The 16879-nt window shown below is 66.8% G+C and carries 9 protein-coding genes and 4 pseudogenes; 5 read left to right on the top strand and 8 right to left on the bottom strand.

Annotated features, from left to right (window positions below):
- Window positions 1-950 precede the first annotated feature (950 nt).
- Window positions 951-1388, bottom strand: coding sequence for a hypothetical protein (locus OIU81_RS38150; RefSeq protein ID WP_329142543.1), 438 nt, complete (start codon window positions 1386-1388; stop codon window positions 951-953).
- Between the two features lie 3 nt (window positions 1389-1391).
- Between OIU81_RS38150 and OIU81_RS38155 the strand changes: the two genes are divergently transcribed.
- The gene (locus OIU81_RS38155) at window positions 1392-2714 is read left to right on the top strand and encodes a LuxR C-terminal-related transcriptional regulator (RefSeq protein WP_329142542.1); all 1323 of its coding nucleotides are present in this window, start codon (window positions 1392-1394) and stop codon (window positions 2712-2714) included.
- 141 nt (window positions 2715-2855) lie between these two features.
- Here the strand turns inward: OIU81_RS38155 and OIU81_RS38160 are convergent, their stop codons facing one another.
- Entirely contained in the window at window positions 2856-3281 is a 426-nt protein-coding gene (locus tag OIU81_RS38160; RefSeq protein WP_329142541.1) for a hypothetical protein, read from the bottom strand.
- Between the two features lie 11 nt (window positions 3282-3292).
- The gene (locus OIU81_RS38165) at window positions 3293-3979 is read right to left on the bottom strand and encodes an alpha/beta fold hydrolase (RefSeq protein WP_329142540.1); all 687 of its coding nucleotides are present in this window, start codon (window positions 3977-3979) and stop codon (window positions 3293-3295) included.
- A 287-nt stretch (window positions 3980-4266) separates the two neighbouring features.
- On the opposite strand from OIU81_RS38165, the gene OIU81_RS38170 reads away from it, so the two are divergent.
- The 3 genes from OIU81_RS38170 to OIU81_RS38180 all read left to right on the top strand — a co-directional run bounded on the left by OIU81_RS38170 (window position 4267) and on the right by OIU81_RS38180 (window position 7549).
- Window positions 4267-4404, top strand: a complete 138-nt coding sequence (locus tag OIU81_RS38170; protein WP_329332035.1) for a hypothetical protein — start codon at window positions 4267-4269, stop codon at window positions 4402-4404.
- 1052 nt (window positions 4405-5456) lie between these two features.
- Window positions 5457-6827, top strand: a complete 1371-nt coding sequence (locus OIU81_RS38175) for an IS4 family transposase (RefSeq protein ID WP_329332048.1) — start codon at window positions 5457-5459, stop codon at window positions 6825-6827.
- Complete coding sequence (locus OIU81_RS38180) at window positions 6824-7549, top strand: IS3 family transposase (RefSeq protein WP_329142538.1); 726 nt, start codon at window positions 6824-6826, stop codon at window positions 7547-7549. Before OIU81_RS38175 ends, OIU81_RS38180 begins: the two co-directional genes overlap by 4 nt.
- A 51-nt stretch (window positions 7550-7600) precedes the next feature.
- On the opposite strand, the pseudogene OIU81_RS38185 reads toward OIU81_RS38180, so the two are convergent.
- The 3 genes and pseudogenes from OIU81_RS38185 to ltrA all read right to left on the bottom strand — a co-directional run.
- Window positions 7601-7858: pseudogene (locus tag OIU81_RS38185) on the bottom strand (transposase); the annotation flags it as partial.
- Between the two features lie 428 nt (window positions 7859-8286).
- Window positions 8287-11967 (bottom strand): Ig-like domain repeat protein, encoded by a 3681-nt coding sequence (locus tag OIU81_RS38190; protein WP_329142537.1) that lies wholly within the window; start codon window positions 11965-11967, stop codon window positions 8287-8289.
- 507 nt (window positions 11968-12474) lie between these two features.
- The gene (gene ltrA, locus OIU81_RS38195; RefSeq protein ID WP_329142536.1) at window positions 12475-13728 is read right to left on the bottom strand and encodes a group II intron reverse transcriptase/maturase; all 1254 of its coding nucleotides are present in this window, start codon (window positions 13726-13728) and stop codon (window positions 12475-12477) included.
- A gap of 593 nt (window positions 13729-14321) precedes the next feature.
- Here ltrA and OIU81_RS38200 point away from each other — a divergent pair.
- Window positions 14322-14519 (top strand): annotated as a pseudogene (locus OIU81_RS38200) (IS21 family transposase); the annotation flags it as partial.
- 69 nt (window positions 14520-14588) lie between these two features.
- On the opposite strand, the pseudogene OIU81_RS38205 reads toward OIU81_RS38200, so the two are convergent.
- A pseudogene (locus tag OIU81_RS38205) lies at window positions 14589-15433 on the bottom strand (IS1380 family transposase); the annotation flags it as partial.
- 356 nt (window positions 15434-15789) lie between these two features.
- A pseudogene (locus tag OIU81_RS38210) lies at window positions 15790-16737 on the bottom strand (cellulose-binding protein); the annotation flags it as partial.
- Window positions 16738-16879 lie beyond the last annotated feature (142 nt).

Below are 16879 nucleotides of genomic sequence, written 5' to 3' on the forward strand. Positions count from 1 at the left end.
GCGGCGCATGCGGACGGCCGATGGATCTTCGTGCACCGCCTCCGCAGAAATCTTCGCCACACCGACCGCCTGGCTACGCAAATACTGAAGGCGTCAAGTGCAGCCTCCCGACGGTGAGTCGACCGACCCCAGGCGGTGCCTTCCGGACTGCTTGTCCCAGTTGGAGCGACCGTACGCTGCAGGTGAGCTGAAGGCCCGTGCGAAGCGCGTAGCTCTCATCCGGACAGTGGCGTCGAAGACGCAACGCTGCTCATCTGGAGTGGATCGGCGAGCACGGTGGAGGGGAATTTTAGGAGCGTCGTACTTGACGACGCCTTCACCACCCCCGCTCATCGATACGCTCACCCGGCACCGCTCTTGCCAGCCGGCACCTTCTGCCGTCCGCACCGCTCGCGCCGGAAGCGGCGCGGATCACCTGGTGCCGTCAGCGTATTCGGCCGAAAGAATGAGGGGCCCGGTCCGGGGATATGGCAGCATGGGGGAAAGATGGCGCCCGTTGTGAGGGCACCGGGATATGTCCGCGCGAGCAAAGAGGTGATGGGGATGAGTCCCGATGGAAGTCGTTGCCACAGCGTTGCAGCGTACTGACTGCTGCCATTCTCCGAGCCGTTGATGGTGTGCTCATAGCGCCTCCGTGCCGGCTTCACCGTATGCCTTCATTCTGACACTGGGGTATTTCCGGCTGCGTCCAGCCGCCCTGTTCCCCTTTTTCGAGTTTTCGCATTCTTCGCGCCAAGGCCGAGTCGGCTGGCCCGAAAACAGCCAGCCGTCGATGATTGGCCGCTTGCCACCCGTCGGACACGGCAGCGGGCCCGGTGCTCGTTCGTGGTCGGGGCGGTGGTCGTCGGCTCCACCGCTCCACATGTCAAGTGACGGATTTCTGAGGGGGACCCATCAACACGCCCGATCTGCACGACGGTTCCTGCCCGCACTACCGGGCAGCCCGGCTGCTACACGACCAGGACGGCCCGCTGGAGGAGGTCGCCGGGCATCTGCTCGCCGCCGAACCCGCCGGCCGGGCGTGGGTCGCCGGCGCGTTGCGCGGCGCGGCGCGCCAAGCCACGGCTCGCGGTGACACCGAGATGACGGTGGCCTATCTCCGGCGCGCGCTGCGCGAATTGCCTGCGGCGGGGCAGGGTGCGCTGCTGGCCGAACTCGGCCGGGCCGAGGCACCAGCTCATCCGGCAGCCGCGGTCCGTCACTTGTGCACCTCGCTGGACGAGCTCACCGCGCCGTCGGCGCGGCGGGAAGTGGTATCTGTACTGGCCGACGCGCTGACGCGAGGCCAGCGCGGCTGCCAGGCGGGCGAGCTCCTCGCACACGAATCCCAGCTCATGGCCGCGGCCGATCAGCCCGGCAGCGGTGCCGCATTCGGGCTGCGTCTGCAACGTGTGCTAGTCGAACTGAACGACCTGAACAAGCGGCCGTCGATAAGCGAGAGGCTGGCCGAGCTGATGCCTGACGGTGACCACGACCGTCAACGAGCGGTGCGGGCGGTGCAGGCGGCCCTTGCGGTCGGCCGGCCTGCCGACGCCGCCACTGTGGCCTCGTACGCCCGTGAGGCGCTGGACGTATCGCTGCCGCAGGACGGCGTCTTCATCTCCGCGACCGGCCTGGCAGCCCTGGCCCTGGTCTGGTGCGACCGGCCGGCGGAGACGACGGACTTCCTCGACCGCCTGTCGGAACAGACCCAGTGGCACGACTCCGCTCCGGCGCGGACGCTGCTCTCGATGGGCCGGTGCGAAGTGGCCTACCGGACCGGACGCCTTGATGCCGCCCTCGACGCGGGACGTCGCTGGCTCGACCTGACCTCGGCCACCCGCGGAGACGCCATGGTGCCCCTCGCGGTCGCCGGTGTCGTGCGGGTGTTGCTGGAAACGGGACGGCGCGAGGAAGCCGAGCCGCTTCTGCTCTCCGCCGACCCCGAGCGGTACGGCACCGTGTGGCAGTGGGCGCACCTGCTGGAGGCGCGTGCGCGGCTGCGTCTGGATCACGGCGACCACATGGGCGCCCTGGAGGACCTGCTGGCGTGCGGGCGCCACCAGATCGCCTGGCAACGGGACAACCCTGCCATCCTTCCCTGGAGATCCCTCACTGCCCTCGCCCATTTCGTCCTGGGCCGCCCCGGGCAGGCCACACGCCTTGCGCACCAGGAACTGGAGCAGGCCCGGGACTGGGGCACCCCCCGTACCCTGGGCATCAGCCTGCGCGCCGTCGGCATGACGACGCGCGGCCGGGCCAGCCTGAAGCCGCTGGAGGAATCCGCCGGCCTGCTCGAAGAAGCCGGAGCCCCGCTCGAACAGGCCCGGTCGCTGGTCGAGTACGGCACCTTGCGGTTCGAGGCAGGGCATACCCGGCTGGCCCGCGAGGTGGCCCTGCGCGGGCTGGTCCTCGCTCGGCAGGGCGGGGCCGTCGGCCTCGCCGACCTGGCCCGCGACCGCCTGCGTGCCTTCGGCGCACGGCCCCGCCGCGCGCACGCGGTCGGGCTGTCGGCGCTGACCAACAGCGAACGCCGCGTCGCGCAGCTGGCGGCCCGCGGGCTGACCAACCGGGAGATCGCCGAGACCCTGTTCATCACGCGGCGGACCGTCGAGAACCATTTGACCAGTGGGTTCCGCAAGCTCGGTATCAGCAGCAGACGTGAGTTGGCGCCCTTGCTCGACAGCGGCCGGGGGACCGGGCGGCAGGTCTCCGTCGGCCCTCCCTGCCCCTGACGGAAGGGTCCTCGGTGCGGGTCCGCGCATCGGGGACGGCCGCTGCCGGGGCGGCGGGGCCGTATCCCCCCGTGACACGACCCCGCCGCCCCGGCAGCGCCGACGGATTCCGCAACCGCCGGGTCAGGGCTGGTTGCTGGCCTAACGGGCCCGCCCCAGTCCCGCGTACTGCATCGCCCCGAACACCGTCACGGCGATACCGATGAAGCCGACGTAGGCATAGCCGAAGGCAGTAACGGGAAACCATGAGCGGCCGGCCGCGATGATCGCTATGCAACCCACCGCCCATACGGCGTTGAGGACGACGGCGCTGACGGCGATCCACCGGATCACGGCCGGGCGGGTGCCCGCGTACCACAGCCCGGCGGCGTAGACCGCCAGGAACGCCCCCTGCGCCCAGTGCAGCCACGCGGGCAGACCGAGCAGCGGGTCCAATGCGCTGGCGCCCAGCAGACTGAGGGCTGCGACGAGTCCGGAGACGATGCCGTCCAGCTTCAGGGAGAAGCGCAGCAGCGTATCGTTCCCTGCTGCCGCCGACGTACCGGAACGCTTGGTCACTTCCATCATCTGGCGCCCCCTCAGGCCGTGCCGACCGCGGCGCGGGTGATCAGGTCGGCGACTTCCCCGGCGTGGGACAGGGGCGAGGCGTGACTGGACGGCACCGACGTGGTCACTGCCCCCATCCGCTCGGCCATGAAGCGCTGAGCCGCCGGCGGCAGGGCGTTGTCCTCCTCGGCCACCTGGTACCAGGAGCGGACCGAGCGCCACGCCGGCTCACCCGACGCAGCCTCCAGACACGCCAGAGCGGAGGGCTTCTGGACGGCCGCCAGGACGTTCGCGCGCACCGCCGGCACGTCACCGGCGAACACCTCCTGGTAGCGGTCGGTATCCAGCCCGCACAGCCCGTCCTCGTACGGCCGGACCGCTTCGCCCACCGTCGCCCCGAACCGCTGCAGGATCCCGAAGCTGCTCTCGCCCCGGTCCGGAGCGAATGCCGCCACGTACACCAGCGCCGAGACGTGGGACGACTCCGCCATCGCGTTGGTGATCACCGTTCCGCCGTAGGACCAGCCGGCCAGCACGACAGGCCCCGGCATGCGCTCCACAACCCGCCGTGTCGCGGCCACGTCATCCTCCAGGGAGGTCAGCGGCAACTGCACCGCCGCCACCCGGTGCCCGGCGTCGTGCAGGAACGGGATGACCTCGCTCCAACTGGACCCGTCGGACCACAACCCATGTACCAGCACCACATCTGCCACGGTCATCAACTCCTATCCTCGTATCCGGACAGCACCCCTCCTCAGGGGAGGAGGCTCCTCACGAGGAACAAGACTGCCGAGACAGGCGCCGCCGAGGATCACGGAATCTCCGTGAGAATTGGCCTCCCCGCGGGGCTGGCAGCGGAAGAATGCCCGGCCTGCGGCGGGCGTCTCCGGTGGGCATGGGCGGCAATGTCCGGGGAGCGGGCACGCTGCCAGCTGAAGTGACCCGCTTCATCGGGCGACGAAGTGAGTTCTCACAGGTCAGGACCCTACTGTCGCGCAGGCGGCTGGTGACGCTGACCGGGCCAGGCGGGATCGACAAGGCCCGGTTGGCGTTGCAGATAGCCGCCGAGGTGCAGCGGTCCTTCCCCGATGGGGTGTGGCTGGTGGAGCTGGTCGCGCTGGAGGACGGGGACCTGCTGGCTTAGACCGTGGCAGCACGCCTGCGGCTGGGCAACGAAGCGACCGACGATCCGCTGGCCAGGCTCGTGGAGCTCCCCACGCGTCCCGCCGTACTCAACGCGAAGGCGTCCACGTCGGCCGTGGCGGGTCGAGCGACTGATGCGCGAGGCCGGTCTCGCCAGGATCAGCTCGCGGCGGAAGGGCTTCACACGCCGGGATCCCAAAGCCACGCTCGCCCCGCACCTGGTCGAGCGGGACTTCGCCGCGAGTGCGCCGAACCGGCTGTGGACCACCGACCTCGACGATGGTCTCAACCGATGAGGGGCCTTTGTGCTCTCGGCGATCCGGGACGCGTTCGCGCGCCGGGCGGTGGCCTGGGAGACCTCCGCCCGCGCTGACGCGGACCTGATGCCTACCACGCTCGAGTACGCCCTGGCCAGCCGGGAGGTCGAGCCCGGCAAGCTCGTGCACTACGCCGATCACGGCTTCCAGTACACCTTGGTGATGCTCACAACTTGGATGTTGAGAGCGGGAGTTCAAGCTTCGATGGGCTCGGTCGGAGACTCGTACGATAAAGCCCTCGCAGACGACCGCCCACCCCGCCAGTCGGCGCGAGCACAGGTCGATTACGGTCGCGAGATAGCAGAACTTTCCGCCGCCGACGCTGAGGTAGGCGATGTCACCGACGTACTTCGTGTTCACCTCCGTGGCGGTGAAGTCGCGGCCGATCAGATCCGGTGCCTTCGCCGCGGCCGGGTCCGCGACGGTGGTGCGGTGCCGGCGCCGCAGGGGGACTCCCTCGACCCCGATGGCCCGCATGATCCTCGCGACCCGCTTGTGATTGACCACCAGGCCGCTGTCCTCGCGGAGTTCGGCGGTGATCCTGGGGGCGCCGTAGGTCAATGCCGGGAAGCGTAGATTGATCATCTTGTGGGTTCGGGCCCTCAATGCAGCGATGCTCCTGTAGAACGAGCGATCTACCACGATCGGTTTGTTCAGAACAGGAGCATCGTTGTCTGGGGAGTGTGGCACAGAGGGATCGGCGCGCGCGAGTGCTGGGCAGACAGGGCAGTTGGGGGTGTTGCGCCAGGTCGTGACCCGGGCGATGGTCACGCAGGTGCTGGCGGTTTCCGGCCGCGGGGACCGGCGTAGTGACGGCAAACTCTGCGCGGTGACGTGCGTGTTCTTCGTGCTCGCGTTGACGCTGTTCCCGAGGGACGGGTATCGGTCGGTGCTGTCGAAGCTGGCCGGTGGGACAGCGAGTCTGGTCGCGCGGGGACAGCTGGTCTCGTCTTCGGCGCTGAGGCAGCGCCGCCTCTCGCTGGGCCCGGAGCCGTTCCGGTTGCTGTTCGAGCGGATCGCCGGGCCGGTCGGCACGGCCGTGATGCCGGGGGTGTTCTGGCGGGGGCTTCGGCTGGCCTCGGTGGACGGCACATACTTCGAGGTCGCCGACACTGCGGTGAACGCGGTGTTCGGCCGGACCCGCAATCAGCGACGGGCCGCCGCGTTCCCCCAGGTCCACCTGGTTGCACTGATCGAGTGCGGGACGCGGGCGCTGCTCGGGGTGGCCTTCGACGTCCGCCGGGTCTGCGAACAAGACCTGACGCGGCGCCTGTTGGACCGAATGCGCCCGGGGATGCTGGTGCTGGCCGACCGGGGGTTCCCTGGCTGGCTGCTGTGGGTCGACGCCGCGGCCGGCGGGGCGGATCTGCTCTGGCGGATCTCGGCGGCCGTGCGACTGGTCCCCGACGAGGTCCTGCCCGACGGCTCCTGGCTCGCGACCCGTCACGCGGACAAGAACATCTGGAAAGCCCTGGCGGGCAGGCCCCGGTCGGTACGGGTCCGGGTGATCGAGATGGTGGTCGTCATCGAGGCGGCCGACGGCTCGCGGCGTCATGAGCCCTACCGGCTCATCACCACCTTGCTCGATCACAAGGCCTTCCCCGCTGGTGAGCTGGCCGCACTGTATTCGCAGCGGTGGGAATCCGAGCTCGAATTCCGGGACTTGAAGATCACCCAGCGTGGGCCGCGCGCCGTCCTGAGGTCGAAGACGCCTGCGCTGGTCAACCAGGAGATCTGGGCGTATCTCGTCACCCACCAGGCGATCCGTCGCATGATCGCGGCCACCGCCGCCGACCACCGCCTTGATGCCGACCGGCTCTCCTTCACCGTCGCTTTGACTGTTGCCCGGGACACGGTGGTCCGCATCAGGGCACGGACAGGCACCCACCCCCCCGAGATGACGGCGTCGCTGCTGGCGAACCTGGGGCCGTCCGAGCGGCGCCTGCGTGTCTGCCTGCGGGCAGTGAAGCGGCCCAACGCCATCTTCCCCTCGAAACCCATCGGACCGGCCAGTCGCAGCACAAAGATCATCGAGTACGGGATCCAGATCGTCACAGGTCAAACAGGCCCGACAGCCACCACGAAACAGAACAGCCGCACAAGATGATCAAGCTACGCTTCCCGGCATTGATCTACGGCTACCGTCGGGTGCACGCCGACCTGTCCGCCTGGGGTGTGGCCTGTGGACCCGAGCTCGTGCGTGACCTCATGCGGGAACTGGACCTCCAGGCCTGCCAGCCGCGGCCGTGGCGCCATAGCCTCACCGAGAACGATGGCTCGGCCGGCCCGATCCCCGATCTCGTGAACCGCGACTTCACCGCCGACGCGCCCGGCCACAAAATGGTCGGCGACATCACCTACATTCCGACGTGGGAAGGCTGGGTATTCCTCGCCACCGTCATCGACTGCCACACCAAGGCCGTCATCGGGTGGGGCCTGCAAGACAATTACAAGACCCCGCTCATCGAAGCAGCCATCGAAATGGCGGCACGCAACCACCGGCTCGCCGAGGGCGTCATCTTTCACTCGGATCGCGGCAGCAATTACACTTCGGCCCAGTTCGCCAACACGCTGGCCGGACTGGGAATCCGGCAATCCGTCGGACGGACCGGGATCTGCTTCGATAATGCCATGGCGGAATCATTTTTCGCGACCTTGAAAAATGAACGCGTCCATCGGACCGTCTACCCCACGCGCGAACACGCCTACCGTGATATTGCCCGCTACATAGAGGTCCGCTACAATACGAAACGCCGCCACTCGGGACTCGGATGCCGGACCCCACGAGAGGTCCACGATGAGTACCTGAACCAGCAGCTCGCAGCCTGAATTAACTAATTGGCAGGCTGTCCGGAAAACGCGGGGCCCCTCAGACGCCGCCGCGGGTGCGGAGTGGGCGCCGGAGCGGCGTCCGTCCGCGGCCCGGATCCAGTTGCGCAGCGTCTCAGTGCTCACTCCGAGGTCGGCGGCGACCGACTTGATCGTCGCTCCCGGACGCGACCGGTACAACGCGACCGCGTCCGCCTTGAACTCGGCGGGGTAGTGCTTCATCCCCACAGGGACTCCGTTCTCCTGGACCATCAAGATCCGATTCTCTCCGGTGTCCAAAACCCACGAGCCGGAGTCACAAGAGCACATGACCCCATAACTTAGTTCCTGCGTGTACCGCGCTGTGGTGTGGGAGAGCCTGTGGTCAGGCGCCGGTTGTTTGACGCTTCCTGCGTTGCGGTGGGCAGTCGGACGCTCCTTGCGGTCGGCGCCTGCCCGACCACTTGGCTCTGTGGGTCCCGTGGGCCGGCTGCTGGAAGAGGTGGGGCCGGTCGTGGTCAGGTGGCGGCGTTCAGGGCGCAGGCATCCGTCCGTCTGATTGGTGGGTCCGGGGGTGCCTGGTCTGGACTCGCTGTGGTGTTTGTGGGCCTGTTTTGCGGCAGGAGCCGTCCCCCGTAGTTGCGTTACGGGGGACGGCTCTTGTGTTGGGTTGTTCGCCAGCCCGGTTGGGTCAGGCGGTTCAGGTGAGTGCTGCGGGCTTCCGGCTGTGCACGTTCACGTGTACGCCAGAGGCATCGTCAGCTGATGATGCAGGGGGTGAGGGTGTTGGAGGAGGTGAGGAATCCTCCGGGGACGGGGGTGGTTGCGGTGTAGCCGGAGGCGAGTTGGAAGACGGTGAGGTGGGCGAGGCAGGTGGCGTTGCCGAAGGTGTCGGCGACGGCGGTGCACAGGACGGGTCCGCTGGGTCCGTCGGAGTGGAAGGTGACGGTTGATCCGGGGGTGGCGCCGGTGGCGGTGAGGGTGGTGTGGGCGAAGGACCAGGGCAGCGGGGGGAAGTCCAGCGTGTAGCAGGCCGGGTGCGCCGTGAACGTACCGCCGGAGGGTTGGACGGTGACGGTGACCGGTGTGGAGGTGACGTTGGTGCAGGTGCAGGCGGTTCCGGTGGCGGTGACCGTGGCGATGAGGGTGTTGGCGCCGGGGGTGGTGAAGATGACCGGGCTGGTGGCCACCCCGGAGGCGTTGGTGAGCGCGAAGCCGATGATCGCACCGTTGCTGGTGAACGTCACCCCCGCGTTCGGCACCGGCGCCCCGTTGCAGGTGACGGTGGCGGACACGGTGGTGGGCTGGCCCACCGTGACCGTGCCGGCCGGGGGTGTCACGGTGATCAGGCAGCTGGAGGGTGTTTGGACCGTTACCGTGACGGCACCGGTTGAGGCGGTGGTGCAGGTGTTGCCGGTGTAGACCGCGGTGATGGTGCCGGAGGTCAGGGTGGTGGAGGTGAAGCACGCCTGTCCGGTGCCATCGACGGGCACGCTTTGGCTCAGGCCGGGGCCGCTGAAGAAGACGGTGCCGGTCGGGGTGGGATCACCGGGCGGGACGGTGATCTGGGCGCAGACGGTCACCGTCTGTCCGGGGGTGGAGGGGTTGGGGGTGGCGGTGACGGTGGTGGTGGAGGGGATTTGGTTGACGGTGACGGTGACGTTGCCGGTCGAGCCGGTGAACGGTCCGGTGGGGGTGTAGGTGGCGGTGATGGTGCCGGAGGTCAGGGTGGTGGAGGTGAAGCACGCCTGTCCGGTGCCATCGACGGGCACGGTCTGGTTGAGGCCGCCGGGGCCGGTGAACACCACGCTGCCGGTGGGGATGGTGGCGCTGGGAGGTGCGGTGGCCACCTGCGCGCACACGGTCACCACCTGCCCGCAGGTGGAGGGGTTGGGAGTGGCCGTCACCGTCGTGGTGGTCGGGCTGGTGGGGGGGGTGACCGTTACCGTGACGGCACCGGTTGAGGCGGTGGTGCAGGTGTTGCCGGTGTAGACCGCGGTGATGGTGCCGGAGGTCAGGGTGGTGGAGGTGAAGCACGCCTGTCCGGTGCCATCGACGGGCACGCTTTGGCTCAGGCCGGGGCCGCTGAAGAAGACGGTGCCGGTCGGGGTGGGATCACCGGGCGGGACGGTGATCTGGGCGCAGACGGTCACCGTCTGTCCGGGGGTGGAGGGGTTGGGGGTGGCGGTGACGGTGGTGGTGGAGGGGATTTGGTTGACGGTGACGGTGACGTTGCCGGTCGAGCCGGTGAACGGTCCGGTGGGGGTGTAGGTGGCGGTGATGGTGCCGGAGGTCAGGGTGGTGGAGGTGAAGCACGCCTGTCCGGTGCCATCGACGGGCACGGTCTGGTTGAGGCCGCCGGGGCCGGTGAACACCACGCTGCCGGTGGGGATGGTGGCGCTGGGAGGTGCGGTGGCCACCTGCGCGCACACGGTCACCACCTGCCCGCAGGTGGAGGGGTTGGGAGTGGCCGTCACCGTCGTGGTGGTGCCGGCCGGATTCTGAACAATGTCAACGGTACCGGTGGACTGTGTGAAGCACGTATTGCCGCTGTAGGCGGCGGTGATGGTGCCGGCCGACAAGGTGCTGGAGGTGAAGCACGCCTGTCCGGTGGGGTCCACCGGCACGGTCTGATTCAGCCCGCCGGGGCCGGTGAAGACCACGCTGCCGACCGGAACCCCCGCACCAGGAGCGGTCGCCGCAACCTGGGCGCAGACCATCACTGACTGTCCCGGACCGGAGGGATTCGGTGTCGCCGTGACCGTCGTGGTGGTCGCTGATGGGGTGACGGTCAGCGGTGCGAGAGGCGAGCCTGAGCCGAGGTAGTTGCTGTCGCCGCTGTAGACGGCCGACACCTGGTGTGTGCCGGCATCAAGTGGGGTGCTGAGAGTGACGGTGGCCTGGCCGGTCGGGTCCAGAGTGCCGGTCAGTGCCGGGCCGTCATCGCTGACGATGAACGTCACCGTTCCCGTCGGAACGGGAGTGCCACCGGGCGGAACTGTGGACACCTGCGCCGTCAGCGTCACCGGCTGACCGCACGGCACCGGATTCGGGCTCACCGACACCACCGTCGACGACGTCGGCTGCGCCGTGAAGGTGTAGTTCAGCGCGTTGCTCGGCCCACCGGGAGTGGTCACGGTCACCGGCACGGTGCCCGACCCCGCAGGAGCCGTCACCGTCAGCGACATACCACCCGGGCTCACCACGATGCTCGTTCCCGGCGTGGCCCCGAACAGCACCTGTGTCGCGCCGGTCAGGTCAGTGCCCGTGATGGTCACCGTATTGCCCCCTGCGGGCACTCCCTGCGCCGGACTGAGGAAGATCAGATGCGGGACCGGCGGAAACACACTCACGTCATTCGAGCCACTGTTGGTGACGTAGATGTTGCCGTTGGGCGCCACCGCCACCCCAAACGGATTGGTGCCGGCGGGGAGGGTGGTCCTGACGGTGTTGGTGGCACTGTCGATCACCGTCACATCGCCCGAGGTACCGTTGGCGACGTAGACGATGCCGTTGGGCGCCACCGCCACCGCCCGCGGATTGGTGCCGGCGGGGAGGGTGGTGGTGACGGTGTTGGTGGCACTGTCGATCACCGTCACATCGCCCGAGCCGAAGTTGGCGACGTAGACGTTGCCGTTGGGCGCCACCGCCACCGCCCGCGGACCGGTGCCGGCAGTGAGTGTGGTGATGACGGCGTTGGTGGCACTGTTGATCACCGTCACATTGCCCGAGCCGGTGTTGGTGACGTAGACGTTGCCGTTGGGCGCCACCGCCACCCCAAACGGAATGCCGCCGGCGGGGAGGGTGGTGGTGACGGTGTTGGTGGCACTGTCGATCACCGTCACATTGCCCGAGGTACCGTTGGCGACGTAGACGTTGCCGTTGGGCGCCACCGCCACCCCCCGCGGACCGGTGCCGGCAGTGAGTGTGGTGGTGACGGTGTTGGTGGCACTGTCGATCACCGTCACATCGTTCGAGTTCGCGTTGGTGACGTAGACGTTGCCGTTGGGCGCCACCGCCACCGCACCCGGACCGTTGCCGGCGGTGAGGGTAGCGATGACGGCGTTGGTGGCACTGTTGATCACCGTCACATTGTCCGAGACGAAGTTGGTGACGTAGACGTTGCCGTTGGGCGCCACCGCCACCGCCAGCGGACTGGTGCCGGCGGGGAGGGTAGCGATGACGGCGTTGGAGGCACTGTCGATCACCGTCACATCGCCCGAGCCATTGTTGGCGACGTAGACGTTGCCGTTGGGCGCCGCCGCCACCGCCTCCGGATTGGTGCCGGCGGGGAGGGTGACAGCGGCGAGCAGCGCCATGCGCTGCTGCGCTCCAGCCACGCTCCCGGCACCGAGCGCGGCCAGCCCTGCAACTGCTTGCCCTTGGGCGAGAAGAGCGGAGATCTGCGGCGGCAGCCACAGTTGTGCGTTTGTGTTCATGGTCAGGGAGCCTCTCGATTCGCTCTGAGCGGCACTGCCCATGCGGCCGAGGTACGGACAACGCCAGATGACGTCGGCACCAGAACGCCTTGCTCCCGAAAGGGCGGCACCACACAGCACGAACGAACCGAATGATCGCATAGTGGCCTGCTCATCCAGGAGGGATGGGCAGCCCACCGGTTCACATCCATTAGGCATCTGGCACGACAGTCAACCAACCCTTCAGACGCACATTCACCCGACCGGCCCACCACCCCCGCCCAACTCTCCACAACGCAGAGCCCCACAGCACCAGAGCAAGACAGCAAAATCCCCCACCTGCACAGCCGAGGAGACCGACCTTCCCTCACCGCGTAGAAACCGTGACTGCAGGGGGCTTGATCACCTGGCCTGTTCTCTTGGCCGGGTGAAGACGAAAGAGGTCGGGTGGCCCGGAGGGATCTCACCTCCGGGCTCCCTCAGAACGGAGCGTGACAATCTCTCGTCACTCCGCTCTTGTCGTCCTGGTCACCACACGTCCGGCATCCATGCCCAGTGGGCGAAGAGCCTGGGGTACTGGCGGATCACGCGTTTCCAGCACCTGTGGGCCTTCTTGAATGCCCGGAGCCGCTTGTACTTCCTGCGGACCCAGCGCAACATGTAGGCATTAATGCGCTGGAGGAGGGGATACAGCGCGGAGCGACAGAACGCGCCGAAGTACTGCATCCACCCGCGTACAACGGGGTTGATCCGCTGGGCGAGTTCGGTGAAGGTGAACTGGGTCTTCCGGTGCAGCCGCCACGAGCGGACTTCCCGGCTGATCTTCTTCTTGGCGTCCTTGCTGATCGCGGGCAGGAAGCTGGTGAAGTTCTCACCGTCCCTGTTCCGCGCCCCGCGGGCTCGGAACGTGAATCCGAGGAAGGTGAACGACGTGTTCTCGTACGAGCCACGTCGCCTCCCATCCTTGAGGTACACGATCCTGGTCTTGTCGGGATGCAGCCGCAGCCCGACTTCTTCCATCCTGTCCGTGAGCCCTGCCAACACCCTCCGCGCCTGGCGGATGTTGATGCAGTGCACGACCGCGTCGTCGGCATAGCGTTCGAACGTGACGTCCGGGTGGTTCCGGGCGAGCCACATGTCAAACGCGTAGTGCATGAACAGGTTCGCCAGCACGGGCGAAACCGCCGATCCCTGAGAGGTTCCTTGGCTCCGCTTCTGCAAGGTGCCGTCGGGCAGTTGAAGCGGCGCTTCGAGCCACCGCTTAACATACAACTTCACCCAAACGGCGTCGGTGTGAGCCTCCACAGCCTTGACAACGAGGTCCCACCGGACGCTGTCGAAGAACTTCTGAATATCGAGATCGATAACCCAGTTGTCCTTCCAGCAGCGCCGTCGGCAGGTTTCCACCGCGTCAAGGGCCGACCGATAAGGTCGATATCCGTAGGAATCCTTGTGGAACACAGGCTCCACGCGGACTGCCAGGTGTCTGGCTACTACGGTTTGCGCCACACGATCCGCCACGGTGGGAATGCCGAGCATTCTCGTGCCTCCACCATGCTGCTTCGGGATCTCCACCGCACGCACCGGAGGAGGAAAGTACGTCCCTGACGACATCCTGTTCCAGATTCTATAAAGGTTGCCCTTCAGATCCTCCTCGAAGTCGTCGATGGACTGCCCATCCACCCCTGGTGCTCCCTGATTCCTTTTCACCTCCCGATATGCCTCCAGTACTTCCCACTTGGAGATACTGAACGGCTTGTCCGGTGCTTTCAGCTTGTCCATCGGCTCCTCCCGGAGAACGTCCGGTTGACCTGACACACACAGCCACGGATGACCCGGTCCCTTCGCTCCACCCCCATTACAGAGGCTTCGGCACTACTACGGACCGGTCCGCCAACGCGTCCCGCGACGGTACTCAGCTCCTTGCGGTTCAGCCGCTTGGAGGGCTCCCTCTCGCACTACCCTTGGGCGAGTGCTGTGTCGGGACGTGCCTTCCCACGTTCCATGCGAGAGCGGCAGATCAGGCTCACGCCACCTCCATGCCGGACACCGCCTGACCAGTAGACAGGTTTCCCGTCAGGCTTATCCCGGACACAATCTCAGGGCCCGGTTTCGATGCCACTTGATTCTCCATAACGACACTTCAGCAGTGGTTCACTTGCGTTCGTCTTCCTGATCCCTACCTGACGCCTCTCGGGCGCCTTTTCCACATCGCTCACCACGGTCGCGTCACCGCTTCCGCAGCATGTGGGGGTTTGAAGCCTCCTCCTGCAAGGCGGCTCCGAAGGGCCAATTCCTTCATCTCTCACATAGCATCGCTTTGAGAGAGCTTGCCTACATTGCGCGCTCCTTCCACGTTCGTGGCACACGAGATCATGGAGATTCTTGAAGCGTTCGATCTCACGGGCAGTTACCGTGCGGCGGCCGAGCTGGCCGGCTGTGACCACCACACCGTGCAGCGATATGTGGAACTTCGGGGCAAGGGCAGCGACCCGACCCGGCGCCAGCAACGGCCGAAGATGATCGACGATTACCTGCCGAAGATCGAGGAACTCATCGAGCGGTCCGGCGGCTGTCCGCGTACTCGTTGAAGTGCTCAGCCAAGTACAGATAAACGTGCTCAGCTGTCAGGCGACATCGGTCTCGCCCTCGGGTTCCACGGCCGGTGTCCAGGCCGAGGCCGGGATCTTGAGGACGGCCTGGTGGATGGCGCCGGTGATGGTCATGCCGACCGAGTACGACAGTCACCGCCCGTGCTGGGCGAGCCAGGCGGCGAACTCGTGGGTGCCGCCGCCGGAGTCGGTACGGATCAAGGTCTGCCGGCCGCGCCTCAACCGCTTCGGCAGCTGGGCCAGGGCCAGCTTGGTGGCCTCGATGTGGTCCGCGGCAGTGTTGGAGCCGGCGTTGCCGGGCCGCAGCATGCCCACGACCTGCTCGCCGGACCCGCCCCGGCCGTGGTCGACGAACCCCATCAGCGGGTGGTGGCCGAAGGTCCTCTTCCAGGTCGCGGCGTCCTGCTTCTCGGAGTGCGCCAGGACGAGGACCCCGTCGATGTCCACGATCACCTGCCCGCCCGCGTCCGGCGCCGCATCGCCAGCCAACTTCCAGACGTGTTCACGCACTTCGGCCCGGGCCATGCGGAGTGCGGCCAGACCCCGCTTCCCTCCTGCGGCCAGTCGGCCGATCAGTCGGGAGACCGTCGGAACGGAGGCCACCGGACCGAACACGGCCGGCTCCGCCCGCAGCATGCCCACGTCGGCGAGGCAGCCCCACCCAGCGCGACCGCGAAGGCGACGTCCAGAATGGCCCTCCCCGGGTCGTGGACGGCCCGCTGCTTGCGCCACGGGGCGAGCGCAGCGGACATCGCCTGGTCAAGGCCGGTCTTGCGGATCGTCTCCACCAGCAGCACGGCCCCTGCCTGAGAGACCGCCCCGCGACCGCCGACCTCGACACGAACATGCGGGTACGACCCGATACGCTTCTTCACCTGGGAAGTGCTTCTTTTCCCTGCAGCAAGCCCTATCGTTACAGGTCAGGGGCACTTCCCGTGTTTTTGATCAAGCCTCGGACAGTCCGCTTCATGAAAGCGCGAGGTTAGCTTGCCATGGCTGCCGTCACTGACGTGACATGAACTCCATCTCCTCCCGAAGTGAAGTCTCCGGACACGCCGGGGCGATCCAGACCGACAAGCTCATCCGCCGCGGCACCACAAATCCGTGCAGGCCCTCGAAGCCGACATCAGGGCTTGGGCCCAGACCTGGAATCCGTGACATTCACCATCGGAGCGCCGCGACGGGGCGGGAAGGGGCCTGACATGTCTTCGCTGTGAACCTGACAGGTTGACGGGTCCTCAGATGCTGGGGCAGTAGAGGAGGACGAAACTGCCTGCGAGACAGTTGCACGCACCGTACCTTCTTCGTCATCCGTCACTGTTGCGAGCATCTCCCGGAAATTTACCATCTGGTTACTAATATGGTCGCGACGCTTGGCGAGTACCGCAACCTCCCGCTCAGCCTCACTACGAATCTGCTCTGCCTGAGTTTTGGCAGCTGCCACAATTTCTGCCGCATAGAGATCTGATGTCTCTAGCGTTTGACGGGCTCTTCGTTCCGCATCCGTGCGTCGCTTTTCTGCCTCCAAGCGCATCTGTTCTGCGCGTTGCCCGTTCGCAGAGAGGGCCATCTCTGCCTTCTCCTCGCGCGAAGCAATGGAACGCTCCGACTGCTCGCGTCGCTTGGCGAGATTCGACTCAAATTCAGCAGCGGCCTGAGAGGCCTTGGCTCGCCACTCCTCGAAGAGAACTCCAGCTTCCTCGCGCTTGGCCTGCGCTTCCTTGAGGGCCTCGGTGCGCAGCGCCTCAGCCTCACTCTTTGCTTCCGCGACGAGGCGGTCACACTCTTGCTCTGCCGCCAATTCCCGCCGGGTTGTCTCTGATTCCGCCTCCTCCCGCAGCTGCAAAGCCGCCGCTTCAGCTGTCTGACGCTGCCGATCTGCAGCGTCCCTAATATCCTGCGCCTCCTCTTCTGCGAGGTGCAGGATCTCCTCGATGCGCTTCCCCAGGCCGGCATAGGGCGAAACGGTGTCGTCTTCCTGATCCTGATTACTCTGCGTATCGAGGTGAAGCTCCTCAATCCGCTGTTCCAGCGATTTGACCGATGCCTGTGCGATCTCACGGTCTGCGACGGCGGTATCGCGCTCGGAGACAAGCGCCGCGATGCGGTCTCTCACTTGCTCGCAGTCGTACCCTCGCCGCGCAACCCTGAGGTCGGAGGAATGAAGTGTTTGGCTCATAGATTTTTCCCAATCAAGTGAAGGGAGGGCGAATATTCTAGGGTGTGTTTATCACATTTCGATTCGCACAAACCGCCGTGCATGCACATGCACCCGAAAGGAGGCCTGCCCGGTGAACCCTCTCTGACCGTCTCGACTGAGA

The sequence above is a fragment of the Streptomyces sp. NBC_01454 genome (assembly GCF_036227565.1).
Taxonomy (GTDB): domain Bacteria; phylum Actinomycetota; class Actinomycetes; order Streptomycetales; family Streptomycetaceae; genus Streptomyces.